General features: G+C 62.3%; 7 protein-coding genes. 4 read left to right on the top strand and 3 right to left on the bottom strand.

Annotated elements, in window-relative coordinates; genetic code table 11:
- Positions 1-2 precede the first annotated feature (2 nt).
- Positions 3-1,121, bottom strand: coding sequence for an AAA family ATPase (locus ACOFKT_RS06170; RefSeq protein WP_419806535.1), 1,119 nt, complete (start codon positions 1,119-1,121; stop codon positions 3-5).
- Between the two features lie 225 nt (positions 1,122-1,346).
- Between ACOFKT_RS06170 and gap the strand changes: the two genes are divergently transcribed.
- The 4 genes from gap (at position 1,347) to tpiA (ending at position 4,803) form a co-directional block, all read left to right on the top strand.
- A complete protein-coding gene (gene gap, locus ACOFKT_RS06165; protein WP_419806534.1) occupies positions 1,347-2,357 on the top strand; it encodes a type I glyceraldehyde-3-phosphate dehydrogenase in 1,011 nt (336 codons plus the stop codon).
- Positions 2,358-2,414: 57 nt separating this feature from the next.
- Positions 2,415-2,699, top strand: coding sequence for a DUF2164 domain-containing protein (locus ACOFKT_RS06160; RefSeq protein WP_419806533.1), 285 nt, complete (start codon positions 2,415-2,417; stop codon positions 2,697-2,699).
- Positions 2,700-2,748: 49 nt separating this feature from the next.
- Positions 2,749-3,963 (top strand): phosphoglycerate kinase, encoded by a 1,215-nt coding sequence (locus ACOFKT_RS06155; RefSeq protein WP_419806532.1) that lies wholly within the window; start codon positions 2,749-2,751, stop codon positions 3,961-3,963.
- 84 nt (positions 3,964-4,047) lie between these two features.
- Positions 4,048-4,803 (top strand): triose-phosphate isomerase, encoded by a 756-nt coding sequence (gene tpiA / locus ACOFKT_RS06150; protein WP_419806531.1) that lies wholly within the window; start codon positions 4,048-4,050, stop codon positions 4,801-4,803.
- A gap of 717 nt (positions 4,804-5,520) precedes the next feature.
- Here tpiA and ACOFKT_RS06145 read toward each other — a convergent pair.
- Together ACOFKT_RS06145 and bcsZ are read right to left on the bottom strand one after the other, a co-directional pair.
- Complete coding sequence (locus ACOFKT_RS06145) at positions 5,521-11,001, bottom strand: cellulose synthase subunit BcsC-related outer membrane protein (RefSeq protein ID WP_419806530.1); 5,481 nt, start codon at positions 10,999-11,001, stop codon at positions 5,521-5,523.
- A 166-nt stretch (positions 11,002-11,167) separates the two neighbouring features.
- Positions 11,168-12,412 carry a cellulose synthase complex periplasmic endoglucanase BcsZ gene (bcsZ, locus tag ACOFKT_RS06140; RefSeq protein WP_419806529.1) on the bottom strand — a complete coding sequence of 415 codons (1,245 nt, stop codon included), beginning with the start codon at positions 12,410-12,412 and terminating at the stop codon, positions 11,168-11,170.
- Between the last annotated feature and the right edge of the window lie 2 nt (positions 12,413-12,414).

The raw sequence follows: 12,414 nt of genomic DNA, 5'->3' as shown, positions 1-12,414 counted from the left end.
CGTTATTCGTAGGTGTCGGGCTGGTCGTCTCTGTCCGCTTCGACGTCCGCGGCATCGTGTGCACTGCTCGCACCATCTCCGCCAAGCGTGTCCAGGCGTCCGCTCGGCTCGTCCAGGTCGTCGTTCTTGTCTGAGTGACCCAGCGTGCTTTCGCGGCCCTCCGAGCTTGGCCTGTCGGCCAGGTGCGCGGCGCGGCCTTCGGCTGCGTCGTCAAACCTGCCATTCGGCTCGTCTATCGGCTTCGCCATCGTGTCCTCCTCTGTGTCCGCGGGCACCGGCGCGTTGAAGCTCTCTGCCGTCGGAATGGCCGCTGCGGTCGTGCTGCCTGGCTGTCCTTTCACACGCACCACGGTGATTTTTGAGAAGCCCTCGCGGAACGAAGGCGGCCGCAGACGCTCCGCCATCTTCTCCATCACGTCGTCGGCAACGCGCCGGTCGCGGCGCGAGTTCCGCTCCATGCAGACCGACAACGGAACCTCGAAATATACGGCCTGCGCCTCATACCCGAAGGAACGCGCCATCTTGATCCACTGCCGCCGTTCATGCGCGGACAGGTTTGTCGCGTCCACGTAATTCCACGGCATCTTCGCGATCAGCCGCGCACGCAGCAGCGAGCGCAACGTGGAAAACACCAATCCGCTGTAGCGCTGATCGGTGATGTCGTCGAACAGGATCGTGCGAAGCATGTCGCTGCTGAGCGGGGTGACGCCGCGTCGCTTGTACCATGTGGTTTTGCCGGAACCGGGCAGGCCGATCGCCAGCACCACATATCCTTTCGGCTGCGGCTTGTCACCTTCGCCAGCGCCCACGGGCTGTGGCTCGGCGGGAGGGGTGGCCAGCGACTCCGGCTGTGTTTCCATCACAATGGCGCCCGGCTGCTGGTCCGCGGCTGTTTCCGGCGCGTCACTGCCCGCCGCCGTCACCGCATCCAGCATCTCCGCCGCGTCGCGCTCGCCGGAGTCGGACCGAGCCGACACTTCCGGGTACGACGGCCGTAACGCTGCAGGCTGATCGACCGGGATCTCCTGGCCGATCTTTCCAGTGGCTTCGCTGTTGTTCGGGCCACGCTTTGATCTTCTTCTCATCTTTTCGCGCATCCAGTTGCGCGTTCCCTCGCGCATGTACTGCCTTCTTTTCCTGCTTCTCTCAGCGCCGGGGCTGCTGCGGTGCAGCCCACCCCGATTGCCTCGCTTGTAGCATACCGTGCTGCATGCACGCAAAACGGTGCAATCTGTGAATGGGTCGACAGACGAGACCCAACTGGGCGCGTCCGGCGTCGCCAGCTAGAATGGAATGGATGCGCCTGACCTGTTCCGGTGCAATCACAGAGGGAGAACGCGACGGGCATGGCAGTGAAGGTTGGGATCAACGGTTTTGGCCGCATCGGCCGCAATGTATTTCGCACCGCGCTTGGCAACCCGGACATCGAGTTCGTCGCCGTAAACGACCTGACCAGCCCCGCGACACTGGCGCACCTGCTAAAGTACGACTCCATCCTGGGCAACCTGAAAAGTGAGATCTCCGCGGGCGACGACTTCATCAGCGTCGATGGCAAGAAGATCAAGGTCTTCGCCGAACGCGATCCCGCGAAGCTGCCGTGGGCGGAAGTCGGAGCCCAAATCATTGTCGAGTCCACAGGTCACTTCACAGACGCGACCAAAGCGAAAGCGCATCTTGGCGAGACGGTCAAAAAGATCATCATCTCCGCTCCGGCCACCAACGAGGACGCCACGATCGTCATGGGCGTGAACGACGGTATCTACGACCCCGCAAAGCACCACGTGGTCAGCAACGCGAGCTGCACGACCAACTGTTTGGCACCCGTGGTCAAGGTCTTGCATGACACCTTCGGCATCACCAGCGGCATCATGACGACGGTGCACAGCTACACCAACGACCAGGTCATCCTCGACTTTCCGCACAAGGATCTTCGTCGGGCCCGTGCCGCCGCGCTCAGCATGATTCCGTCCACGACCGGCGCTGCCAAGGCATTGAAGCTCGTGATTCCTGAGATGGCCGGCAAGCTGGATGGCTTCTCCATCCGCGTCCCAACCCCGAACGTCTCGGTGGTCGACCTGACCTTCAACACCGAAAAACCCATGACTCCGGAGTCGGTGAACGCCGCGCTGCGACAGGCGTCGCTCGAAGGTCCACTGAAGGGCTATCTCGGTTACACCGAAGAGGAGCTTGTCTCCGCCGACTTTCGCGGCGACTCACGCTCTTCCATTGTCGATTCCAAGCTGACCAAGGTGGTCGGCCAGAACACGGGCAAGGTCATCAGCTGGTACGACAACGAGTGGGGCTACAGCTCGCGCGTGAAGGACATGATCCTGTTCCTCGCGAACAAGGGCTTGTAAGCACAACAAAACGGCTCACCCGGCGGCGGTGAGCCATTCTTTTTCGTGAGGAACGTCGTGCCCACATCGCTCGAGATCTCCGGGCCCGTTCGCAAACAGGCGATCTCCTCGCTCCAGCAATATGCTGAAGCGAATCTGAGCGAGCCGCTTGGTGAGCTTGCCGCGGGCAATTTGCTGGATTATTTCGTGGAAGAGATCGCGCCCGTGATTTATAACCAGGCGGTCACAGACGTACAGGACCGCCTGCAGCAGCGCATTGGCGAACTGCACGGTGAGGTTTATGCGGAGCCCTTCCAGTACTGGTCGCGGCTCGAGAAGCGGCGTAAAGCACGTCGCATTTAAGACGCACTCCGCAAAGAACGTGAGACACAACCGGCGCATCTAGAAGAATATGGCGACTCTTTCCATCCGCGACCTCGATCTGCACGGCAAGCGTGTTTTCATCCGCGTCGACTTCAACGTCCCGCTCTCAATAGACGGCGGAGAGATCCTCGACGACACCCGTATCCGAGAGACGCTGCCGACCATCGAGTTTGCTTTGCGCGCGAAGGCACGCGTCATCCTTGCCGCGCACCTGGGCCGCCCCAAAGGTGAACGCGTGGAGAGCATGAGCCTGCGTCCCGTGGTGGACCGCCTGCGCATGCTGCTGGATGCCGATCTGGGCGCTTCGCGCAACGTTGCGTTCTCTCCGGATTGCGTCGGAAACATCGCTCACGAACTCGTCGATCACCTGGAGTACGGACAGGCATTGCTGCTGGAGAACCTTCGCTTTCACTCTGGCGAAGAGAAGAACGACCCCGAGTTCGCAAAGGAACTCGCCAGCCTGGCGGACGTGTACGTGAACGACGCGTTTGGTGCGGCGCATCGCGCGCACGCCTCAACCGAGGGCATCACTCACTTTGTGCCGCAAAGTGCTGCCGGCTTGCTCATGGAAAAGGAACTGAACTATCTCGGCAAGGCGCTTGACCAGCCCGACCGGCCGTTCGTCGCAATCATCGGCGGCGCCAAGGTTTCCGACAAGATCGGTGTGATCGAGAATCTTCTGAACAAGGTTGATGCCATCCTGATCGGCGGAGGCATGGCGTACACGTTTCTGAACGCGAAGGGTCAGAAAACCGGCAAAAGCCTTTTGGAAGCAGACAAGGTCGAGCTTGCCGCCTCCACACTGAAGCGGGCGGAAGACAAGGGCGTCCGCTTACTGCTGCCCGTCGACCATGTGCTGGCGGACCGGTTTGCGTCCGACGCACACGCCGAGGTCTTCGACAGCACCGGCGACTTTCCCGCTGACAAGATGGCGCTCGACATCGGACCCAAGACGGTCGAACTCTTCACGGAAGAGGTTCGTGGAGCGCGTCTGATCGTGTGGAACGGTCCCATGGGCGTGTTCGAAATGCCGGCGTTTTCCAGGGGAACCGTCGCAATCGCGCAGGCAGTCGCCGCCAATGAGGACGCGACGACAATCGTCGGCGGAGGCGATTCAGTCTCCGCTGTGCACGCGGCGGGCGTCGCTGATCGCATCAGTCACATTTCAACCGGCGGGGGTGCCTCGCTCGAGTTTCTGGAAGGCCAAACGCTGCCCGGCGTGACCGCGTTGACCCAGCGTTAGCGCTTTCGGCGCTCTGCTTGTATGCGCCCGGGTGTCTTTTCCGCCCTTGTGCCCTGCTCTGCCACTACGCTCTGAGGACCATCCATGCGCAAGAAGATCATCGCGGCGAACTGGAAGATGTTCAAAAACCCCAGAGAATCGCTCGCTTTTCTCGATGAGTTTTTACCACAGGTCCAGGGGCATGACCGGGACGAGGTGCTGATCTTCCCCACAGCCACGTCGCTCTCAACAGTCATTGACCGCGTGCAGGACACCAATGTACGCGCCGGCGCGCAAACCATGCACTGGTTGAACGAGGGCCCGTTCACCGGACAAACCTCGCCAACGATGCTGACAAGCATCGGCACGACCCATGTCCTGCTCGGCCACTCGGAGCGCCGCCTGTACGCGAACGAGAGCTACGAGCACGTGAATTTAAAGCTGAAAGCGGCGATCGCACACGACTTGATTCCCGTGCTCTGCCTGGGCGAAATGCTGGCCGATCGGCAGACTGGTTACACAAAAGATACTCTGCTGGCCCAAATGGGCGCGGCGCTGGCCAACCTGCCGACGGAAAAGGCCCAAACCCTCGTGATTGCGTATGAACCCATTTGGGCGATCGGCACCGGTTCCACCGCGACACCGGAGGTTGCGGACCAGACACACGCCATTATTCGGGCAGACCTGAAAAACCGTTTCGGCCCCGTGATTGCCGACGCGACACGCATCCTGTACGGCGGTTCGGTGAAGCCGGACAACGTGAGCAGCCTGCTTGCGATGCCCAACATCGATGGAGCCCTGATCGGCGGGGCAAGCCTGGACCCGCATTCGCTCGCCGCCATGGTCAAGTACAAAACCTGATCCGCACCGACAGAAACGCCCCGCAATCGCGGGACGTTTTCTCATTCTAGTAGCAGTGGTAGTTGCGGTGCCGGTAGTACGGCCGATGGTGGTAATGCCTACGGTAGTATGGCCTGCGATACTATGGCCTGCGATAGTACGGGCGATGGTAGTACCGAGGCGGTTGTGCAAAGGCAGTGGCGCAGGCCGGCGCGGAACGCTTTACCTGGCCCCACTCGCCCGGCCTCAACCCCCATCGAAAAAATCCTGGGCCAAACTAAAACAACAACTTCACGCTGCCAAGGCAAGAACCGCAACCGCGTTCAAGCATGCAATCCGCCGAGTTGCTCCCCACCATCCTTACTCAAGACGGAACCGCTTGGTTCAGACTGCCGTTTCACCTTCTGTAGCAATAGCTAATTAGCTCAAATACCCACGGCTTCCTTTACTGCCCCAACATTGAATATGTCAATGCACTTTAGTCGAGACGCATCCGGCTCTGGCAGACCTGGGTCCGAGGCGTGCACCATAAAGCGTCTCCCTCTGAATCTGCACTGGCCACGGTAAGAAAGACCGGGCGCAAGCGATCCGAAGAATCGTTCCGCCTTATTCCGTGCTTCTCTTGAGGCAAGAAGCAAACACGAGGGCGCACCAAGCTGAAACGCTCAGGCTTGCCCATCCCCAACAACACGCCCGCTCCAGGTCGACCAAACACGCGACGGTCGCCTCGTCAGATCGCTAAGGAACGCGCAACGGACGGATACCATCCGTCGGGAACAGCCCCGTCGGGTAGTCATCCGTCGGATACTGCGGCTTCAACAGGTAACGCAGGAACACCGTCGGCTGCACCTGCGTGTAGTTGTTCGTATTGTTCGCATCCAGCGCCGCACCCGCGTACCAGTGGTCCGTGATGCGGTAAGAAGCCTCACCATTGACGCTGAAGTTCGCGCCCGTGCTTGTGTTCAGCGGCTGATATGCAGAGACACAGTTCCGCTGCTGCAGCGAAAGCACTGAGCAGTTCTGCAGTGCCGCCGTTTGCAATGCGGCGTCCTCCGGCAGCGGAAAGTACGGATCGTTATTTTCCTGAAACGTCTGCACACCGACTGCCGCTTGCGCGAGGTAGTGCCAGGCATTTCCGGAGTGCCCGGTGAAGGTCACCGGAACCGATCCAAGGAAGTAGATCTCCGGGCTGAAATACCCGCCCAGGCCGTACGATGTCGCCCGTTCGTTATGCTCGAAGTGAGCTGCGTACAGGCTTGCACCCACATTCATCGTTCCAATGCCCGGAAAGGTGTGCACGCGGAAATACGCGCCGCCCGTACCCTCAATGCGCCGGTTCTCCAGCACGTGGAATCCGGTCAGCGCGGCGTAATCCGCGCTGGCGTATAGCCCGGCTCGTTCATTGCCCTTATCCAGCCGGATACCACCACCCGTCGCGACCACGCCGCCCCAAATGTTGCCCGTGTTCGAAAAGCCGATCGAACCCGGATCCCGCAACCCCGCGTAGGAGAGCTGCGTATCCTTCACCGGCTCGCGCTCCGCAAACAATGAGATGGGACCGCCCGCGGGCCTGTACCGGAAGCGGCCCGTAATGTTGGCCACCAGAAATTGATATGGGGTGTAGCCAATCGCCAGACCCAGATTCTGCGTGGTCATCTGGGCCTCGCCTCCGACGCCAGAAGAATACTGCGGTGAAGGGGTGTTGGACACCGCCGCGGAAATGGACCCAAGGTACGGCACAAACCCTGCCGTGTTGTATCGCGTCGCGTCCAGCGTTCCGCTGGTCAAAAACACGCCCGTCGGAATGATCGTAAATCGCGCCGTTTTCCCGGCGACGATGCTGCTCTCGAAAGGTACTTCAAAGTCGTAGAGTCGATTCAAGCCCGGATCGCCGCTGCGCGTGCGTATAGAGGCATTGCCGCCCACCCATCCGCTGTAGCTCGCCTCCAATTGCGCCAGTTCCAACTCCTCCTGCTGACGCTGGTTGAGCGGTGGTCCGCCATCGGCGCCGGGGCTGGCGGACGGCGGTGTATATCCGCCCCGCAACGGTGGCACATTTCTCGCCACCAGATCTGCATCGCTCGGTGGCCGCTGCCCGTTGTTGTACGGCGGCAGATCCGGATATGGCTGCGACGACAACGCCGACGGCACCGACGGATAGAAAATCGGCGGCGCTCCCGGCCCGAACGAGGCTACGGCACTGGGCTTTCGCCGCGTCGAGGTGCGGCGGCGCGTGGACGCCGCCATGCTCCGCGTCGGTCGTGGGTATTGCTGCCCGAATGTGCCGTTGTCCGGCGACTGCGGAAACTGTGTGGTCACCGTGCGGGTCGTGGTATCGCCAGCCGCTGTGTTGGAGCCCGCGGACGTGCCCTGTCCCGATGACGCCGAAGCTCCATACGAAGGCTGCGTATTCGTGGGTGCCGTTGCCGGCAGCCGAGACGGCCGCGTCGACTGCCCCGGCGCTGCCACACCCGTACCGCCGTACTGCGCGGGATGCGCATCGCTCAGATCATCCTCGGTCTCCGGGTCCGCGTTGCCCTGCACGATCTCCGGCTCCGACTGTCGACGCCGGATCGCCGCAGCTTCGGCGGCGTCGTCCTGCTCGTGATGCACCTTGCCACGCCGCGTCGACTTTGCGTTGTGCAGTGGAACCAGTTTGCCCTGCCCGGTCGGAAACTCCGTGATGATCGTCTGGCTTGGCAGATCAACATTACTCGCACTGTACGAAACCGCCGGCGCGCCCTGCTGGGTCGGCGCTACATACGGCACATACGGTCCATACACCTCGCCATTGCCGTACTGCCCAGTCTGCGCACCTTCAGGGTGCGCTCCGTAGTCCCGAGCCGCCACCTCCGTTAAGCTGTCCGCACGCAGCAACGGCGATGCGTTCGCTGCGGCAAGCGCGCTTGCCCGGCGAACTTGCTCCTGCTGATCTGCCTGCTGCTGGGCCAGAAAAGTGTCCGGCTGCGCCGTCGTCGGCGGCTTCGCGTCTGCCGGGATGTCTCTCTCAGACATACCCGGATAGCTCATCGGAACGTTCGAAGCTGGATTCGCCAGGCCTGTCGCTGGTGGCGCGTAACTACCCTGCGGAACCGCAGAATTGTACGGGTCGCCGCCTCCCGAAGAGGGCGGCTGATAGTTGCCAAGTGTCGACCGGGCAGGAGCGCTTCCCCGATTTGGGTTGGCCATGTACTGCGGAATCGCGGGTGCGGCTTGCGGCTGGGCCGAGGTCCCAAGCTGAACCGGCGCGCTGCCATAGGAGTTGTTATAGCTCGGCAGGTACGGCCGCGGAGGCGGCGCTGCCAGCGATCCGCCGCTGCCGTTCGCAGTCGCATCGCTTCCCGGAGCCAGCAACGTCGCAAGATCCTGTGGCTGCTGCGCAGACGGCAGTGTCCGCGGGTTCAGCGGCATGGGCTGGTTCAACATGTACGCCAGTTCCGAACCCGGATCCGCCGGCGGCAATGCCGCGAGAGACGCCTTGTAGTAATCCGCGGCGCGGCCGCTGTCTCCCCGGGCCTGCTCGAACTTGGCCGCCAGATTCAACATCTCGCCGTCTTTTGGGTACTGGTTCAGACCGTACCGCAGCCAGCTCTCTGCGTCTTTCGTGTCATTGGCCGCCAAAGCGGCACCCACCGCTGTCTTGTAATCCGATGCGGTCGCCGAACTCATGTCCTGCGATTTAAAAATCGCGACCGCTTCCTTCGGCAGACCCGCGCGCTGGTACCCTCCGGCGAGCGCGCGAACGACAGCTGGATTATCAGGGAAGGACTTCGCGGCCGCGTTCAGGATCTGCAGCGCCCGCTTCCCATTCCCTGCTGCACTCGCCTGGTTGGCCCGCCGTACTGCCCAGCTCGCCCAAATCGTCTGCACCGTACGCCGCTGGTCATCCGACAGGTCGGGACGGCTTCCCAGCACCAACAATTGCCGGTACAGGCCCGTGTCGTTATTGCCGTTGTACAGCAGCCACGCATTCTGAACATCGATCTCCGCCGGGGGAAGCGTGTGCTGGGCGGCATAGTGCTGCTGCACCCGGTTCAGAAACAGCATCGCCTGCCGAGGCTGGCCAAGTCCGTTGTAGATTTGGCCAACCGTTTGCAGGTAATCCACGTTCTGTTCCAGCTGCTTGCGCACCTCGGGCGGTATCTGCTGAATTTGCGCCAGTGCCTCCTGGTCGCGGCCCGAGCCATGCAGAGCTGTGAGCAACCCCCGCCACGCGTCCACACGGTCAGGGCTCTGGCTCAAAACTCGCTGATAAATAGGGTAAGCCCGGCCCGGGTCGTTGCGCTGCAGGTAGAGTCCGGCGAGCTGCAACTGCAGCGGCACCGGTACCAGCTGCCCCGTCGTATTCTGCTGCGCGATAGCGTTCTCGAGCAGGCCCTGCGCTAGGTCGAACTTGTTATTGCTCTGATAGATCGAAGCCACAGCGCTCAGAAAGCCGGCGTCGCGCAAGGCTTGGTCGTACACCGCGGGGGGCATGCTCTCCACAGTCTGCAGCGCGATCTGGTCGCTGTGCATGGCATGCTCCGTGTTGACCAGTCCCTGCCACGCCAGCACGTTGTTCGCGTCGTCCGCCAGCACCTGGCGATACAACCCGCTCGCCTGGTCCAGACGATTGGCCTGCAACAACAGACTCGCGTATTGCAGCTGCGTATCCGCCTTCAAGCCGCGCGCCTCCGCTGGAAACGGCAGGTCCAGAGCCGATCGAAGCACGCGTTGCGCGTCCGCATCGCGGCCCACTGCTGAAAACGCAGACGCCAGCGTGCGCAGGTACTCCGGGTCGCGCATCAACTGCGTTCGAATATTCGCCGGAATACGCCGCTCTGTCGCCAGCGCCGCCGCCGCATCGCCCGCCTGGTACTGCGCCATGAACAACGCGCGCCAAGAGTCCGCACCCGATCGCACCCGCACAAACTGCTGAAAATACGGAATGGCGGCCTGCGGTTGACCGGCCTTCATCAACGTCCCGCCCAGGCCCTGCAAGGCCTCGGGGCTGGTCGGCCGCATTTGCAGCGCCTGCTGGTATTTCTGCTCCGCGGTCGGAAGGTCGTTTTCGTTCAGTGCCACGCCACCTTCGCTCAGCACGTAATAAAAGCGGGAGACTTCCAGGTTCTTATCCAGCCCCGGGTCCTTCGCCCCATTCTCCTTTGCCTGCTCCAGGAATGAGATTGCGCCGCCAAAATTCTGCTGGTTCATGCGTATATAACCGAGCCCGGCGAGCGCCCGCGCGTTCTGCGGGTCCTTGGACAGCAACGCCTTAAAGCGGGTCTCAGCCTCATCGAATCGCTTTCCGTTCAAAGCGGCGAAGGCAGCGTTCAGCTCCGTGCCCTCTGCGCGCTGCTCGATCGCTGCCTCACTGCTTTCCGGCGAAGCCGGAGCAATACCGCCACCGTCTGCGGCCGCGCCGCGCCGCGCCGCAGCACCGCCGGTCCGTTGTGCCGCTGCCTGCGAAGACCGTGCGTTGCGCATCGCCTCTTCCAGCTGCGGGTCCTTGTGGTGCTGCAGGTACGCGCGAATATCAGCCACAGCCGCCGGGTTTTGCGAATCCCAGATTAGGGACTGCCGCAACGCCTGGACCGCCTCGGGGTTGTTCGGGTGCCGCTCTAGGTAACGCCGTCCGTCCGCCCGCGTGGAGGGGTTATACGTCAGGATGCGTCCTAGCGCGATCTGATAGCGCGAGTCCTGGGGATAGCGGTCGATCAAGGACCGGAAACCCGCGATGGCGTGGGGCCGCCCGTCTTCGGTTGCCGCTTCCGTCTCGTAGTACGCCAGCGCCCAGTCACCGGCCGGAGGCTGGGAACCGAAAACCTGACGATACACGTTCATGGCTTGCGCATAGTTACCCTGCTGGGCCAGCTTGCCGGCTTGCTGCAGCGCCGCAACCTGGCTTGGCTGCGACGTCGCGGACTCAGCACGCGCAATGCCGGGATCGTTCGGGTTGATCGCACGCAGTCGGCCAAGGTAGGTCGTCGCAAGCGCGTCATTGCCGGACAGCTTGGCCGCGCGCGCCAGACCGCCGAGCGCCTCCGTGTTCTTCGGATCGGCCAGCAGAACCTGTTGCCAGGTTTGCGCGGCCATGTCCATGCGGCCCCGTGTTTCCAAGGCATGCGCCTTGTCCAGCAGCGCCTGCGTCGCAGCGACGCTGCCCTGCGCGGGCGCAACTACGCACGCGCTCAGCGCCAATGCCAGACCCAGGCACGCCGCAGCCGGAATTTGTCCCATGTGTCTCATCGGTCCAGGTCCCGCGGGAGCTCGGGATCGTTCCTCCATCTTTCTGGGCGCAAGTCGCTCAGCGTAAATCTTCCGGTGTAGCAGCATCTTACTGTCTGCCTCGCATCGTGTGCACTATAGTTCTTTGTCGGGAGCGAAGAACCTGCGGAAATCCGGCTCATCGCCATTTCAGCTTCAACCGTCCGTTCCGGTCGAATCGGAAACGACCGTCTCTCCATCCCATCGCGAACATCACCAGGTTCTGGTCGTAATACTCTCCCCCGCGGCCGTAAAGCCCACTTGCCGGATCAAGGCTGGCGTCGACGCGATCAATCTGCGCCTTGGCCTCCTGCCGCTTACCGAGCGCAAGCAGGTATGGGTATACCGCCGCTGAGAATCCGACCGGACTGTTGGGGTCGGTTACAGTTCCATTGCTGTCCACCTGAAGCGGAGGAGTAGTTGCCGTGGACAAGTAGCGCGCCATGCCCGTCAGAGCCGCAATGGACTCCGATATCCCAGGGGTATCCCGGTCCGCCGTGCCGAGCCACAGGTACACACGAATCGCGTCATAACTGCCATAGGACGCTGCGCCGGGCTTGCCCTGGGCCAAACTTCCCGGCGAGGCCGAAGGATGCACGCCGGCCCCATCCCCGGCCAGCCAATCCATGGCGAAACCCGAAGAGGCGCCCTGTGTCAATACCATCGGCAGATCCGCCTGCACGCTCGCCCAAGGGCCTTCCGGCGTCTGCTGCCGAATGCGCGCTACAACTTGCGGCGGCATATAGCTGGGATTTAGCACCCACCTGTCAGGCGAAGGATGGAACCCCTGCGGCCCCGGAATCAGGACCGTACCCACACCCGGTATTAACGCAACATCACTGTGCGTCATGCGGTCGGCAAGCACCGCTCCCAGTTTGCTGAGGCGATCATCGTTCCACAACCGGCCCGCCTCCAGGCAGTCGTACGCAAGCCACAGGTCAGCATCTGCAGCCGAGTTCGAATCCAGCTGCTTCCATTCTCCATCCGGCGACTTGCCCCAGCTCCACGCAGGCAGTCTTGAGGTCAGGTCGCCACCCGCCAGGTTGTCCTCCGTCCAGCGCAGCATCTGGTCAAAACTCTTGCGATCGTTCACCACCAGGGCAAAAAACATGCCGTACGCCTGGCCTTCACTGGTGGTCTTGTCACCAGCGCCGTGGTCGACGACGCGCCCGGAGCCATCCAGGAAACGCTCCCTGTAGTGCTGCCACAATGGCCACTGCTGCTCCGCGCGGCAGCCGGCCTGAAACGAGATCATACCGGCAAGCAGCGGCAATAGCAGCGCAGACGCGGAAGCCCACTTGCGCCGAACGGTCCGCTGGCGCGCGGTTCCCTTGTCGGACGTGCGCCGGTGCCTCATGCCTGAGACGGCCATGGTGCCATTCATGC

The sequence above is a fragment of the Terriglobus sp. genome, assembly GCF_965201105.1.
Classification (GTDB): Bacteria; Acidobacteriota; Terriglobia; order Terriglobales; family Acidobacteriaceae; genus Terriglobus.
Note: the sequence above shows the minus strand (reverse complement) of the source record. Positions and strands in the feature narration are given on the sequence as shown.